At 72.2% G+C, this 14,222-nt stretch carries 12 protein-coding genes; 8 read left to right on the forward strand and 4 right to left on the reverse strand.

Going from position 1 to position 14,222, the window contains the following annotated elements; genetic code table 11:
• Nucleotides 1-618: 618 nt before the first annotated feature.
• Entirely contained in the window at nt 619-1,800 is a 1,182-nt protein-coding gene (locus ASC60_RS09805) for an ROK family transcriptional regulator (RefSeq protein ID WP_055549021.1), read from the reverse strand.
• Between the two features lie 200 nt (nt 1,801-2,000).
• Between ASC60_RS09805 and ASC60_RS09810 the strand changes: the two genes are divergently transcribed.
• Nucleotides 2,001-2,288: a ribosomal protein L7/L12 gene (locus ASC60_RS09810; protein WP_055549967.1), complete on the forward strand. Its 288-nt coding sequence runs from the start codon at nt 2,001-2,003 to the stop codon at nt 2,286-2,288.
• A gap of 27 nt (nt 2,289-2,315) precedes the next feature.
• Here ASC60_RS09810 and ASC60_RS09815 read toward each other — a convergent pair whose 3' ends face one another.
• Nucleotides 2,316-2,993: a GntR family transcriptional regulator gene (locus ASC60_RS09815; RefSeq protein ID WP_055549023.1), complete on the reverse strand. Its 678-nt coding sequence runs from the start codon at nt 2,991-2,993 to the stop codon at nt 2,316-2,318.
• Between the two features lie 154 nt (nt 2,994-3,147).
• Here ASC60_RS09815 and fdhD point away from each other — a divergent pair, with 154 nt between their 5' ends.
• The 3 genes from fdhD to ASC60_RS09830 all read left to right on the forward strand — a co-directional run bounded on the left by fdhD (nt 3,148) and on the right by ASC60_RS09830 (nt 7,590).
• A complete protein-coding gene (fdhD, locus tag ASC60_RS09820) occupies nt 3,148-4,008 on the forward strand; it encodes a formate dehydrogenase accessory sulfurtransferase FdhD (protein WP_055549025.1) in 861 nt (286 codons plus the stop codon).
• 199 nt (nt 4,009-4,207) lie between these two features.
• Entirely contained in the window at nt 4,208-5,461 is a 1,254-nt protein-coding gene (locus ASC60_RS09825) for a serine hydrolase (protein ID WP_055549027.1), read from the forward strand.
• Between the two features lie 167 nt (nt 5,462-5,628).
• Complete coding sequence (locus ASC60_RS09830; RefSeq protein WP_055549969.1) at nt 5,629-7,590, forward strand: sialidase family protein; 1,962 nt, start codon at nt 5,629-5,631, stop codon at nt 7,588-7,590.
• On the opposite strand, the gene ASC60_RS09835 is transcribed toward ASC60_RS09830, so the two are convergent.
• Nucleotides 7,579-8,295: a hypothetical protein gene (locus tag ASC60_RS09835; protein WP_055549029.1), complete on the reverse strand. Its 717-nt coding sequence runs from the start codon at nt 8,293-8,295 to the stop codon at nt 7,579-7,581. The two genes, ASC60_RS09830 and ASC60_RS09835, sit on opposite strands and share 12 nt — an antisense overlap.
• 35 nt (nt 8,296-8,330) lie before the next feature.
• Entirely contained in the window at nt 8,331-9,392 is a 1,062-nt protein-coding gene (locus ASC60_RS09840; RefSeq protein WP_055549031.1) for a bile acid:sodium symporter family protein, read from the reverse strand.
• Nucleotides 9,393-9,537: 145 nt separating this feature from the next.
• On the opposite strand from ASC60_RS09840, the gene ASC60_RS09845 reads away from it, so the two are divergent.
• From ASC60_RS09845 to ASC60_RS09860, 4 genes are all read left to right on the forward strand, one after another.
• Nucleotides 9,538-10,395, forward strand: coding sequence for a LysR family transcriptional regulator (locus tag ASC60_RS09845; RefSeq protein ID WP_055549032.1), 858 nt, complete (start codon nt 9,538-9,540; stop codon nt 10,393-10,395).
• 295 nt (nt 10,396-10,690) lie between these two features.
• A complete protein-coding gene (locus tag ASC60_RS09850; RefSeq protein WP_055549034.1) occupies nt 10,691-12,517 on the forward strand; it encodes a long-chain fatty acid--CoA ligase in 1,827 nt (608 codons plus the stop codon).
• Nucleotides 12,518-12,570: 53 nt separating this feature from the next.
• Nucleotides 12,571-13,254 (forward strand): hypothetical protein, encoded by a 684-nt coding sequence (locus ASC60_RS09855; protein WP_055549036.1) that lies wholly within the window; start codon nt 12,571-12,573, stop codon nt 13,252-13,254.
• Between the two features lie 44 nt (nt 13,255-13,298).
• Nucleotides 13,299-14,138 carry an aldo/keto reductase gene (locus ASC60_RS09860; RefSeq protein WP_055549038.1) on the forward strand — a complete coding sequence of 280 codons (840 nt, stop codon included), beginning with the start codon at nt 13,299-13,301 and terminating at the stop codon, nt 14,136-14,138.
• Nucleotides 14,139-14,222 lie beyond the last annotated feature (84 nt).

Genomic DNA, 14,222 nt, shown 5'->3' on the forward strand with positions numbered 1-14,222 from the left:
CGGGCACGGGCACGGGTGGCCGAGCCCGAACCCGGGGTCTCGGTCCGGAGGCCCCGGGCCCAGGTCCAGGCCCAGGTCCAGGTCCGGGTGGCCGGGCCCGAGTCCGGGGGCTCGGGCCGGAGGCCCCGGGCCCGGGTCTCCGGGGCCCAGGCCCAGGCCCAGGTCCGGGCCCAGGTCCAGGTCCGGGTGGCCGGGCCCGAGTCCGGGGGCTCGGGCCGGAGCCCGGGTCCGGATCCCCGGGCCCCAGCCAGAGTCAGTCCGCGGCGAGTTCGGGTCCAGGCCCGGGCCCAGGTCCAGGTCCGGGTGGCCGGGCCCGAGTCCGGGGGCTCGGGCCGGAGCCCGGGTCCGGGTCTCCGGGCCCCAACCAGGGCCAGTCCGGGGCCAGGTCCGAGTCCGGGCCAAAGTTCGGGAGTCGGGTTCGGGAGTCGGGTTCGGGGGCGGGGGCCGCACGCGGGTCCGGGGCGAAGTCCGGGTTCACGTGCGGGGTCGGGGTCCGGGGTGGAGCCCCGGTTCGGGAAGGGGCGGGGTGGGGAAAAGGCCACGTCCGGGGGTACCACACGGGCCACGCGCTGTGCCTCGGTACGGACCACGTCGGCGACGGCGGGCCGTAGGGGTGGGTCAGGCCGGGGAGAAGAGGTGGTCGCTGATCAGTCGGGCCGCGCCGGTGACCCCCGCGGCGGGGCCCAGTTCGCCCAGCACGATGGGGAGGTTGCCGGTGGCGAGCGGAAGGGACTGGCGGTAGACCTGGGTGCGGATGGCGGCGAGGAGCGTGTGGCCGAGGCCGGTGACACCGCCGCCGATCACCACCAGGCCCGGGTTGAAGAAGCTGACGAGACCGGCGATGACCTGGCCGGTGCGCATGCCGCCCTCGCGGATGAGTTCGAGGGCGGCGGCGTCACCGGCCGAGGCCGCCGCCGCGACATCGGTGGCGGCGAGGTGCCCCGCGGCCTCCAGCCGCGCGGCGAGTTCGGCGGAGCGGCCGTCGCGGGCGGCGGCCTCGGCGTCGCGGGCGAGGGCCGCTCCGCCGAAGTAGGCCTCCAGGCAGCCGTGGTTGCCGCAGGCGCAGGGGCGGCCGTCGGGCTCGGCCTGGATGTGCCCGATGTCGCCCGCGCTGCCGGTCGTACCGCGGTAGACATCACCGGCGACCACGATGCCGCAGCCGATACCGGTACCGATCTTGACGCAGAGGAAGTCCTTGACGGAGCGGGCGACTCCGGCGTGCTGCTCCCCCATGGCCATGAGGTTCACATCGTTGTCGACCATGACGGGGCAGCCCAGTTCCTGGCTGAGTGCCTCCCGTACGGGGAAGCCGTCCCAGCCCGGCATGATCGGCGGCGCGACGGGCACGCCCTCGGGGTACCGGACCGGGCCCGGTACTCCGATGCCCGCGCCGTCGAACCCCTCCGCGACGCCGGAGGCGCGGAGCTTGGCGGCCATGGCCAGGACCTGTTCGAACACCGCGACCGGGCCCTCGCGGACGTCCATGGGCTGGGTGAGGTGGCCGAGAATCTCCAGTTCCGCGTTGGTCACCGCGACATCGACGGACGTGGCGCCGATGTCGACGCCGAGCAGCCGCAGGGCGGGCGCGAGCCGTATGTTGTGCGAGCGGCGCCCGCCCCGTGAGGCGGCGAGCCCGTCGGCGATCACCAGTCCGGTCTCCAGCAGCCGGTCGATCTCGACGGCGAGTTTGGAACGCGACAGGTCGATCTGATCGCCCAGCTGGGCCCGGGAGTTGGGGCCGCCGTCGCGCAACAGGCGGAGCAGCCGGGCCTGGTGCGCGTTCGCGGGTCGTGCCGTCATGCGCCTCACGCCGCCCCTCCCGCCGTCATCGGCATGCACATGGTCGGGCTTTCACGGGGAACGTAGCAGCGGTTGTCGGGGGTGGGAAGAACTTGCGCCGCAATCCATGCGCACTTTCTCCTGCGGAAGGACAAACTTACGGGCAGCCAGGGGCGATTTTCCGTCAGTCGCCGTCGGCGCCACCCGTTAACATGCCGATCATGGAAATAGCGAGCTTCGCCACCCTCGTGGCCGTCATCGTGATCTACGGCGGCCTGGAAGCCCGCCTCAAGCGCATGGAGCGCCGGGCCGCCCGGCTGGAGCGCAAGGCGGACCTGATCCTCGACCACCTGGGCGTGCGTCAGGAGGAGCCGGGCATGGAGCGGGTGACCGCGCTGCTGCGCGAGAACAAGAAGATCCAGGCCATCAAGGTGTACCGCGAGATCACGGACGCCGACCTCAAGGAGGCCAAGGACGCGGTCGACCGTATGGACGGCACCCGCGGCTGAGGCCCGAGCGCCACGCGATGGGCACGGTCAGTCCGTCGGGCGCTCGTGGTAGCTGCGGCGCGTGTGCTCGGTGTGCGCGCGCATGATCTCCGTGGCGCGCCGCTCGTCGCGCGCGGCGATGGCGGCGATCAGGTCACGGTGCTCGATCCAGGACTGCTTGCCGCGCTGCCGGGCCACCGGGGTGTAGTACCAGCGGACCCGGCGGTGCACCTGGGCGGCGAGGTCCGCCAGCACCGCGTTCCCGGCGAGCGCCATCACCGTGGCGTGGAACTCGGCGTTCGCGGCCACGGCGCCGTCCACGTCGTCGGCCAGGACCGCCCGTTCACCGGTGGCGCACACCTCCTCCAGCGCCGCGATCCCCTCCGGTCCCGCGCCCACGGCGGCCAGCCGCGCGGCCTCGGCCTCCAGCAGGGTGCGGACGGTGAGGAGCTGATCGGCCTCCTCCTCCGTGGGCTCGTGGACGAACGCGCCCTGCGCCGGGCGCAGATCGACCCATCCCTCGGTGTTGAGCCGCTGCAGCGCCTCGCGCACCGGCTGCCGGGAAACGCCGAGCTGGCCCGCCAGTTCGCTCTCGACGAGGTGCTGGCCGGGGCGGAGGGCGCGGGTGGTGATCAGCTCGAGCAGAGCCTCGTAGACGCGCTCGCGCAGCGGCCCGGGCCGCTCCAGCCTCGGCACCGCGCCCTGCGGCAGTCCCTTGGACAGCATCGCGCCCCCTGTGGATCGGTGTCGGCCGGATTCCCGGATTGGCTATTGTCTACAGTTTACGCACACGGTGGGCTACGGTCTTCACAACCGCGTGCGGGAGAATGAGACGCCCCAGCACGTACGGAAACCACGCACAGAACCGGGACTGATCGACATGGGACGGGTCACTGAGCGACGCCGCGTCATCCGCGTCCGCGACGGGGTGGTCGGCACCCGCCCGGACACTCTGGTGGCCGAGGAGCCGCTGGAGATCCGGCTGAACGGCCGACCGCTGGCGATCACCATGCGCACACCGGGTGACGACTTCGCGCTGGCCGCCGGATTCCTGGTGAGCGAGGGAGTGCTCGGCAGCGCGGACGAGCTGGCGAACATCGTCTACTGCGCGGGCGCCACCGAGGACGGATCCAACACCTACAACGTGGTGGACGTGAAGCTCGCGCCGGGCGTGCCCGTCCCCGACATCACCCTCGAGCGCAACGTCTACACGACCTCGTCGTGCGGTCTGTGCGGCAAGGCCAGCCTGGACGCCGTCCGTACGACGGCGCGCTGGCGGCTGGACGAGCCGGCCGACACGTGCGCCCCGGTCCGTATCACCCCGGAGACCCTGACCGACCTGCCCGAGCGGCTGCGCGCCGCCCAGCGGGTCTTCGACCGCACCGGCGGGCTGCACGCGGCGGCGCTGTTCACGCCGGAGGGCGAGCTGCTGGACATACGGGAGGACGTGGGGCGTCACAACGCGGTGGACAAGCTGGTCGGGCGGGCCGTCCAGCAGGGGGCGCTGCCACTGTCCGAGGCCGTGCTGCTGGTGTCCGGCCGGGCCTCGTTCGAGCTGGCGCAGAAGGCGGTCATGGCGGGAATCCCGGTACTGGCGGCGGTCTCGGCGCCGTCCTCGCTGGCCGTGGACCTGGCGAACGAGGCGGGGCTCACGCTGGTCGGCTTCCTGCGCGGCACGTCCATGAACGTGTACGCGGGCGAGCATCGGCTCGCCCTGCCGACGGCAGTCGGCGGGTCCTGACGGCCCGGCCGGGGTAGCCCTGACCCCACCCCGGCCCGACAGCGGGTGTCGTGTGGGTCAGTCCGGGCGTCGGGAGCCCGGCCTGACCCACACGACACCCCCTAGCCGGCTCCACCCCTCCAGGGGGTGCGGGCACCACCCGGGCAGGGGGTCGCCACCATGTGGTCGCGGCCCCCTCGCCCCGGCAGGCTGAGGGGATATGAACCGACGCATCAGGCCGGCCCGTTTACGCCTCGCCGCTGCCGCCGCGGCGGCCGCCGCCCTCCTCATCGGCGTCACCGCCGTCCTGGCGGCCACGGCCGGTCATCACACCCCACGCGCCGTGCCCACCGCCCCCTCCCCCGCCCCGCTCACCTCGACACAGCTGAACCAGCGGGTGACCCGGGTACTCAAGGAGGCCCGGTACACCGGCATCACGGTGGAGGTGCGGGACGGCCGCCGCCGGACCCACGCCCGCGCGGGCGAGGAGGAACTGCACACCGGCCGCCCCATGCCCTACGGGGCGAACTACCGGGCCGCGAGCGTCACCAAGACGTTCGTGGCCACCGTGATGCTGCAACTGGTCGCCGAGAAGCGGCTGTCGCTGAGCGATCCGGTGGAGAAGTGGCTGCCGGGCGTGGTGCGCGGCAAGGGCAACGACGGCCGCCGGATCACCATCCGGAACCTGCTGCAGCACACCAGCGGGATCTACCGCTACGACACCACGGAGAACACCGGAAGCACGGCCGCCGCCTTCGAGAAGAGCCGGTACCGCCACTTCGGCCCCGAGGACATCGTCGCCGGGGCGATGAAGCACCGGCCCGACTTCCCGCCCGCCGCCGAGAACGACCCGCGTCCGCGGTGGAACTACTCCAACCCCGGCTATGTCCTCGCCGGGATGATCATCCAGAAGGCCACCGGGCGGCCGTGGTCCACGGAGGTCCGCGACCGGATCGTCCGCCCGCTGGGCCTGACCGGCACCTACGACCCCGGCGACGATCCGCGGGTGCGCGGCCCGCACGCGCATACGTACCACCGCTTCCCCGGCTCCTCGACGTGGACCGACACCACCGTCCGCAATGTGGCCTCGGCGGGCTCCGCGGGCGCCCTGATCAGCACCGACCGCGATCTGGACCGGTTCCTCACCGCGCTGCTGGGCGGGCGGCTGCTGCCACCGGCGCAGCTCGCCGCGATGCGCCGTACCGTCCCCGTCGACGCGGAGTACCAGAAGGCCTTCCCCGGGATGCGCTACGGCCTCGGTCTGGACCGGCAGCCGCTGAGCTGCGGCGGCTACCGCTGGGGCCACGGCGGCGACCTCGACGGCGGCACGATCAGGACGGCCGTCGCCCCGGACGGGCGACGCTCGGTCGTGGTCATGACCACCGGCACGACGTACGACGCCAAACGGCTCCTGACGGGCGAGCGGGCCGTTCAGTCGCTGCTCGACGACGTGATGTGCGGACGGACACCCTGACGGAAGCGCCGGCGGAAGCCTGCGCGCCGGCCGCCGTCCTCATCCCCTGACGCACGGTCCTTGTTTCAACGGGTCGCAAAGCGGGACACTTCTGCGACAGTCTCCATGGGACATGGGATGTCGTGATGTCTTGATGTCCAGATGGCTCTGAAGGGCAGGTCGTGACCATGGCGTCAGATCCCCGCAACCGCCCCCGCACCAGACGTCGGTGGCGCCGCGCCTCGGTGCTCCTCGCCGTCGCGGCGCTGGCCCTGACCCCGCTTCCGGCAGGGGCCGCGGACACGGACGACACCGTGTCCGCGGCCCCTGCCGATTCCGGCTCCCCCGGCTCCGCCCCGGACTTCGACCAGCGGATCCTGTTCAAGTCCGGCCAGGACGCGGGCTACTTCTGCTTCCGGATCCCCGCGATCGTCACGTCCAAGGACGGCACCCTGCTCGCCTTCGCCGAGGGCCGCAAGGACAACTGCGGCGACGCCGGGGACATCGACCTGGTGCTCAAGCGCTCCACCGACGGGGGCCGCACCTGGGGCCCGTTACAGGTGATCAACGAGGGCGGCGGCGACACCCACGGCAACCCGGCGCCCGTCGTGGACACGCGCACCGGCCGCATCCTGCTGGCCAGCACGTACAACACCGGCCGCGACGACTCCCAGAGCTGCGAGGTGCCGTGTGACCGCACCCCGCACCTGCAGTACAGCGACGACGACGGCGCCACCTGGTCCGCCCCGCGCGATCTGAGCTCCACCCTGCTGCCGCCGACGTGGAACTCCTGGTACGCCACCGGCCCGGTGCACGGCATCCAGCTGCGGCACGGGCGGCACAGGGGGCGGCTGCTCTTCACCGTCAACACCGAGAGCCACGACGGCACCCGCATCACCGCCAACCACGCGGCGCTCGCCTACAGCGACGACGGCGGCAGGCGCTGGAGGATCGGCGCGGTGGACTCGTACCCGACAGCGCAGGACGGGACGTTCCGCCAGAAGCCGTCGGAGATGACGCTGGTGGAGCGGGCCGACGGCTCGGTCTACGTCAACGGGCGCGAACAGGACGGCACCGACCTCGGCCACCGCGACTACGCCGTCAGCCGCGACGGCGGCGAGAGCTTCGCCGCGCCCTTCCGCACCATCCCCGGCCTGTCCACGCCGATGGTGCAGGGCTCGGTCCTCCGGCTGCGCGCCCCGGGCCGCGACGGCCCCGGGCGGCTGCTGTTCTCGGCGCCCGCCGACCCCGACCGGCGCCGCACCATGATGATCCGCTCCTCCTGGGACGAGGCCCGCGGCTGGGAGGGCACCGACCGCGGCAAGGTGGTCACCACCGACTGGTCCGGCTACTCCGACATGGCCCTCATCGCGCCGGGCACGGTCGGGCTGATGTACGAGGGCGGCGCGGTGGACGCCCGCGACGAGATCCGCTTCGCCCGCTTCACCGAGGACTGGCTGGGCCCGCGCGCCGCCCCGTCCCCGGTCACGGACGACCGCGCGCCCCGGGCCCGCCCCGCGACCGTCCTCGGCGGCGCCACCGGGACCGGGGGCCGCTTCGGCGGGGCGCTCGCCTTCGACGGTACGGACGACGCCGTACGCCTCCCGTACCGCCCGTCGCTGCCGCTGGGCACCCGCGACTTCACCGTCAGCCTGTGGTTCCGCTACTCCGCCGCCTCCGGGCAGCACCCGTTCCTCTGGATGGGCGGCATCGGGGGCAAACAGGCCCAGGTCTGGGTGCGCGGCGAACCGTCCTCGAACCGCGTCCGCGCCCTGATGACCACCGTCAACGGCCCGGCCACCTACACCTCCGCCTCGGTCGCCACCACCACCGCCCACAACGACGGCGCATGGCACCACCTGGCCCTCACCCGCGCCGACGGCCACCTCACCCTCACGGTGGACGGCGCCGACCCGGCCTCCGCGCCCGACGCGCCCGGCACCGTCAGCCGCTCCTCCCCCTTCGCCCTCCACCTCGGCGAGGCGGTCGACGGCCGGTCCCGGATGACGGGCGCCCTGGACGAGGTACGCGTCTACGCCCGGGCGCTGACCGACACCGAACTGCGCCGGATCCGCGAGTTCAACGCCCCGGTCGACGGGAAGTCCGCCACCGCCCACCTCCCCCTGGACCACATCCGGTCATCCCGCTGACGCCTCGCTCGCGGCGCGGACGGCGTGTGCCTCACGCCGCCCGCGCCGCCAGGCGAGCGCCAGCCCGGCCGCGGAGATCAGCGCGGGGACGGCCAGCATCACCGTCAGGTTCTCGACCCAGCCCGCGTTCAGCCGCGAGGTGCTCCCGCTGTGGGTCATGCACGTCGCCTGCGGCGGGAACAGGGTGTACTCCAGCGTCTTCGGCGCATAGACGCCCCACTCCCCGCCCGCCGAACAGGCCGAGGACGGGCCGGTGAACAGCGGCCAGGCCGCCAGGCCGTACACCAGGGCGAAGACGGAGCCGGTGACGAAGAAGGCCGTCCCCGTGCGGCGCAGCCGCTCCCTGCGGGAGATCTGCGGACCGGTTCCGGCGGGCAGTTCGACGCATTCGGCCAGCAGCGCCAGCAGCACGCAGAGCGCGAGCCCCGCGAAGGCGCACCAGATCACCGCGCCCAGCACCCCGGTGCCGCCCGCGGAGACCTCTCCCCCGTCGTACTCGCAGATGATGGCCGGGGGAAACGCCTGGTGCCGGATGTCGCCCAGCCGCCCGGGACCCTTCACCATTCCCTGGCTGCACCGCTCGTCGAACTCCAGGGCGTCCACCCAGGCCACCATGAAGGAGAGGAACAGGAGGAGAGAGGACACACCGGCCCCGGCCCACAGGCGCTCGGTACGAAAGGCCCCATGGGTAAGAGTGTTCGACATGTGCGGAGATTAGCGAAAGCTGCCGGAAGACTCGCTCAGCGGACGGCGGCAGCGGGCTCCGGGGCCTTCGGGGTCTTTGACGGCACGGGCTCCGGGGCGGGTTCGGGGGCCCGGTCCGCGAAGCGGCGGGCCAGGACGGCGCAGACCATCAGCTGCATCTGGTGGAAGAGCATCAGCGGCAGGACGGCCAGGCTCGCCTGGGCGCCGAAGAGGACGCTGGCCATGGGCAGCCCCGCTGCCAGGCTCTTCTTGGAGCCCGCGAAGGTGATCGTGATGCGGTCCTCCCGGCGGAAGCCCAGCTTCCGGGAGCCGTACGTGGTCAGCGTGAGCATGAGCGCGAGCAGCACCGCCTCCACCGCGAGCAGGACCGCCAGCCGGGCGGGGGTGATCTGGTGCCAGATGCCCCGGGTCATGCCCTCGCTGAAGGCCGCGTAGACGACGAGCAGGACCGAGCCCCGGTCGACCAGGCGCAGGGCCGCGCGGTGGCGGGAGATGAAGCCGCCGATCCAGCGGCGCAGGAGCTGACCGGCCAGGAAGGGGGCCAGCAGCTGGAGCGCGATCTGGATCATCGAGTCGGGGGAGAACCCGCCGCCGCTGCCGCCGAGGAGCAGCGCGGCCAGGACCGGGGTGACGACGATGCCGATCAGACTGGAGAAGGAGCCCGCGCAGATCGCGGCGGCGACGTTGCCCCGGGCGAGCGAGGTGAAGGCGATCGAGGACTGGACCGTGGAGGGCACCAGGCACAGGAAGAGGAGGCCGGTGTAGAGGGGCTGGGTGAGGACGTGGGGGACGAGCCCGCGGGCCGCCAGGCCCAGCGCCGGGAAGATCACGAAGGTGCAGGCCAGCACGGTCAGGTGGAGGCGCCAGTGACGTACCCCGTCCAGCGCCTCACGGGTGGAGAGCCGGGCGCCGTAGAGGAAGAAGAGGAAGGCGACGGCGCCCGTGGTGGCCCCGTCCGTCACGGTGGCCGCCCGGCCGCTGACCGGGAGCAGCGCGGCGAGGGCGACGGTGCCGACCAGGCCGAGAATGAAGCCGTCCAGGGGCAGCCAGGAGGGCAGCGGGATCGTGCGACGGAGCAGGTGGCGCGGGCGGAGCATGAACTCTCTTTCTCGGTCTCGCGTGACGTACGAACGGGCCCGGACGGGCCCTCTCCAGCGTGCCCGCGATCGGGCCCATCGGGAATCCCGCATACCGCACTGACTGCTATCGCGTTCCGTGATGGGCCTGCCTACAGTGGAGGGCGTGTTCGACCCCGCCCAGCTCCGTACGTTCCTCGCGGTCGCCCAGACCCTGAGCTTCACCCAGGCCGCCCACCGCCTCGGGGTGCGCCAGTCCACCGTGAGCCAGCACGTCCGCAGGCTGGAGGAGGCGGCCGGGCGGCAGCTGTTCAGCCGGGACACCCATGGGGTGGAGCTGACCGAGGACGGCGAGGCGATGCTCGGGTTCGCGCGCTCGATCCTGGAGGCGAACGAACGGGCGGCGAGCTGGTTCCGGGGCACCCGGCTGCGCGGGCGGCTGCGGTTCGGGGCGTCGGAGGACTTCGTGGTGACCCGGCTGCCGGAGATCCTGAAGGGGTTCCGCCGCGATCACCCCGAGGTGGATCTGGAGCTGACGGTCGAGCTGTCGGGCACCCTGCACCAGCGGCTGGAGGCGGGCAAGCTGGATCTGGTGCTGGCCAAGCGGTCGGAGGAGCGGCCGCGGGGGCAGCTGGTGTGGCGGGACCGGCTGGTGTGGATCGGCGCGGAGGGGCTGCGGCTGGAGCCCGGCCGTCCGCTGCCGCTGATCCTCTTCCCGCCGCCCGGGCTGACCCGGGCCCGGGCGCTGGACGTACTGGAGCGGCACGGCCGGGCGTGGCGGATCGCGTGCACGAGCGGCAGTCTCAACGGACTGGTGGCGGCGGCGCGTGCGGGGCTCGGGGTGATGGCGCACACCGATGGCCTGATCCCGCCGGGCCTGGTGCCGGTTCCGGAGCGGGCCGGACTGCCGGAGCTGGGGCCGGTGGACTTCGTCCTGCTGTACGGGGAGCGGCAGCGGGACACCGCGACCCGTGCGGCGGCGGAGCGGCTGGCGGAAGCGATCCTCGCCGGGCCCGTGCCGTGACCCGGGCCCCGTACCATGACCCGGGCCCCGTACCGTGACCCGGGCCGCGACCTGTACCGCGACCTGTGCCGTGATCGGAGAGATTCCGTGCAGGAAGTCGTCACATATCAGCCACACATGCGGCGCATAGGGGCAGGCCGCGCACAAACCGGTTACCGAAGTGACTGTTTGACGCTCTTTCACCTCACTGGCGAGCGCACATTCCGACTATTCCCCGACGAAACACCTCTCCCGCCCGGGGGCCGGGATCGGGTACGGTCGCGGCGCTGTGCGGAGCGGCTTCAAGGAGCAGGTATTGCGCGAGTTCACCGTCCCCCCGATGACGTCGGTGCCCCAGGCCGGAGGACTGGCGGACGCCGTCTTCGAGCATGCGGAATCCGATCCTCATCGGGTGGCGCTGGCCCGCAAGACGCCTGACGGCCGCTGGGTGGACGTGACCTCGGCCCAGTTCCGGGACGAGGTGGTGGCACTCGCCAAGGGGCTGCTGGCCCAGGGCGTCCGGTTCGGCGACCGGGTCGGCATCATGTGCCCCACCCGCTACGAGTGGACGCTGTTCGACTTCGCGCTGTGGACCGTGGGCGCGCAGAGCGTGCCGCTGTACCCGACCTCCTCCGCCGAGCAGGTCTTCTGGATGCTGCACGACGCGTCGGTCATGGCGTGCGTGGTCGAGCACGAGGACCACGCCATGACGGTCGGTTCGGTGGTCGGCCGGCTGCCGTACCTCAAGCGGCTGTGGCAGCTGGACGCCGGGGCGCTGGACCAGCTGCTCAGCGACGGCGAGTCCATCGACGACGACCTGGTCGACCGGCACCGGCTGGCGATGACCCCGGAGCAGACCGCGACCATCATCTACACCTCGGGAACCACCGGCCGTCCCAAGGGCTGTGTGATCAGCCATGCCAATCTGATGGCCGAGTGCGACAACATCGTCAAGCGGTACGAGGACGCCTTCCGCTCCAAGCGCGGCGACGAGACAGCCACCCTGCTCTTCCTCCCCCTCGCGCACGTCTTCGGCCGGATGGTGGAGGTCGCCGCGATCCGCGGCCGGGTCAAGCTGGCCCACCAGCCGAAGCTCGCGGCGTCCGCGCTCCTGCCCGACCTGCAGTCCTTCAAGCCGACCTTCATCCTCGCCGTGCCCTACATCTTCGAGAAGGTGTTCTCGGCGGCGCGCCGCCGGGCGGAGGCGGAGGGCAAATCGGGGCCGTTCGAGAGGGCGGTCGACGTCGCGGTGCGGTACGCGGAGGCGGTGGAGGAGAAGGCGTTCGGCCTGGGCGCGGGCCCCAGCGCCTCGCTGCGCATGCAGCACCAGTTCTTCGACAAGCTCGTGTACAGCAAGGTGCGCGGCGCGATGGGCGGCAGGGTCCGGCACGGGATGTCGGGCGGCTCGGCCATGGAGCGGCGGCTCGGGCTGTTCTTCCGGGGCGCGGGCGTCACCATCTACGAGGGGTACGGCCTGACCGAGTCGACCGCGGCCGCCGCCGCCAACCCGCCCGAGCGGACCCGGTACGGCACGGTCGGCCAGCCGATCCCCGGCACCACCGTCCACATCGCCGACGACGGCGAGATCTGGCTGCGCGGCGGCCAGATCTTCAACGGCTACCTCGGCGATCCGAAGGCGACCGACGCCGTGCTGCGCGACGGCTGGCTGGCCACCGGCGATCTGGGCACGCTGGACGACGACGGCTATCTGACGGTCACCGGGCGGAAGAAGGAGATCCTGGTGACCTCCAGCGGCAAGACCGTCTCCCCGGTGGGGCTGGAGGAGCGGGTGCGGGCGCATCCGCTGGTGGCCCAGTGCATCGTGGTCGGTGACGACCGCCCGTACGTCGCGGCGCTGGTCACTCTGGACCCGGAGGCCGTCTCGCACTGGCTGACGATGCGCGGCAAACCGCCGATGGCGGCGAACGAGCTGGTCCGGGACCCGGATCTGGAGACCGAGATCCGGCGCGCGGTGGTCGCGGCGAACACCACCGTCTCGCAGGCCGAGTCGATTCGTACGTTCCGCATACTTGCCGCTCAGTTCACGGAGGAGCATGGTCTCCTGACACCGTCCCTGAAGCTGAAGCGCAAGGCGATCGAACAGGCGTACGCCGTCGAGGTCGAGGCGCTGTACCACACCTAGGTACGGGACGGGCGCACTCCCTGGGAACCACCGAGCCGCGAAGGGGGCACGAAATGATCGACGTCATTCTCCCCGCACTTCCCGAGCGCGAACTGACCCTGGTCTCCGAGGAAACTCCCCAGTCCCCGGCGCTGACCGGACACCTCACCCTGGGCGGACCGGTGTCCGTCCCGGTCACGTCCGAACTGGTCACCGGGGACCCCGGACTGCTGGCCTTCGTGGAGGCCGAGACGCACACCGCCGTCTACCATCTGCTGCACTGTGCGATCACCTGCGCCCAGGAGGCGCCGGAACCCGCTCTGCACGCGATCAACCTCGATCTGACCCTGTCGGCGGACATCAAGCGGCCCCCGGTCTCCGGGCCGATCGCCTGGTCCATGGCCCCGCATCAGCTCACCGGGACCGCCGACCCGTCCGCACCGGTCCGCCTCGGGCCCCGGCTGGGGCTCCGGGACGACCACCACGCGCCACCGGCCGGCGAGCGGGTCTGCGTGGAGGCGCGGCGGGAGCTGCGCTCCGACCCCGGCTGGGAGATCCGCCGCACCGGCACGGTCCCCATCGGGGGTACATACCGGCTGGTCATGGTGGTGCGGGCGCCGCGCGGTACGGTGACCTGGGCGGCGGTCGCGGTGGGCGCGACGGTACGCGAGGGACACACCCCGCACCGCTTTCGCGCGGAGATCGCGCATCCGGTGCGGCTCGCGGACCGGGAATGCGCGCCTCCGGTTGACCGTTGAACCGGAGAGTACGTATCCGATAGCGACGTAAGGATCGACCGCTCGTGAGCAAGGTCCCCTTCATCACCCTCAACAACGGCGTTCGGATTCCGCAGCTCGGCTTCGGCGTCTGGCAGATCCCCGACGACGAGGCGCAGGTCGCGGTGCGCAACGCGCTGGACGCCGGATACCGGCACATCGACACCGCGGCCATATACGGCAACGAGGAGGGCACGGGGAAGGCGCTCGCCGCGTCGGGCATCGCGCGCGACGAGCTGTTCGTCACGACCAAGCTCTGGAACTCCGAGCAGGGCTACGACTCGACGCTCCGCGCCTTCGACACCTCGCTGACCAAGCTCGGCCTGGAGTACGTGGATCTCTACCTGATCCACTGGCCGCTGCCCGAGGTCGACAAGTACCTGGACACCTGGAAGGCGTTCGAGAAGATCTACGCCGACGGCCGCGCCAAGGCCATCGGGCTGTCCAACTTCCACCCCGCCCACACCCAGCGCCTGCTCTCCGAGGCCTCGGTCACCCCGGTGATCGACCAGGTCGAGCTGCACCCGCAGCTCCAGCAGGCCGAGCTGCGCTCCTTCAACTCCCGCCATGACATAGCCACCGAGGCCTGGTCCCCGCTGGGCCAGGGCAAGGGGCTGCTGGAGGAGCCGAAGCTCGTCGAGATCGCCGCGAAGCACGGGAAGAGCCCGGCGCAGGTCGTACTGCGCTGGCACCTCGACCTGGGGAACGTGGTGATCCCGAAGTCCGTGACGCCGTCCCGGATCAAGGAGAACATCGACGTCTTCGACTTCGAGCTGGACTCCGACGACCTGTCCGCGATCGGCGCCCTGGACTCGGGCAACCGCCTGGGCCCGAACCCGGACACCTTCAACCTGACCGAGGTCTGATGGCCTGACGCGGGTCCCGCACCGCCCCGTCGCGCACCGCGCGGCGGGGCGGTGTCATGCCCGCGCCCGCCGAGCGGCCCCCTG

It is taken from the genome of Streptomyces sp. NBRC 110028 (assembly GCF_001417735.1).
In the GTDB taxonomy this organism is placed as follows: Bacteria; Actinomycetota; Actinomycetes; order Streptomycetales; family Streptomycetaceae; genus Streptomyces.

Excerpts from the sequence above, each read along its gene's own strand:
- ASC60_RS09805 (WP_055549021.1), bottom strand. The coding sequence starts at position 1,800 with ATGACGGCACGACCCGCGAACGCGCACCAGGCCCGGCTGCTCCGCCTG.
- ASC60_RS09810 (WP_055549967.1), top strand. The coding sequence starts at position 2,001 with ATGGAAATAGCGAGCTTCGCCACCCTCGTGGCCGTCATCGTGATCTAC.
- ASC60_RS09815 (WP_055549023.1), bottom strand. The coding sequence starts at position 2,993 with ATGCTGTCCAAGGGACTGCCGCAGGGCGCGGTGCCGAGGCTGGAGCGG.
- fdhD (WP_055549025.1), top strand. The coding sequence starts at position 3,148 with ATGGGACGGGTCACTGAGCGACGCCGCGTCATCCGCGTCCGCGACGGG.
- ASC60_RS09825 (WP_055549027.1), top strand. The coding sequence starts at position 4,208 with ATGAACCGACGCATCAGGCCGGCCCGTTTACGCCTCGCCGCTGCCGCC.
- ASC60_RS09830 (WP_055549969.1), top strand. The coding sequence starts at position 5,629 with ATGGCGTCAGATCCCCGCAACCGCCCCCGCACCAGACGTCGGTGGCGC.
- ASC60_RS09835 (WP_055549029.1), bottom strand. The coding sequence starts at position 8,295 with ATGTCGAACACTCTTACCCATGGGGCCTTTCGTACCGAGCGCCTGTGG.
- ASC60_RS09840 (WP_055549031.1), bottom strand. The coding sequence starts at position 9,392 with ATGCTCCGCCCGCGCCACCTGCTCCGTCGCACGATCCCGCTGCCCTCC.
- ASC60_RS09855 (WP_055549036.1), top strand. The coding sequence starts at position 12,571 with ATGATCGACGTCATTCTCCCCGCACTTCCCGAGCGCGAACTGACCCTG.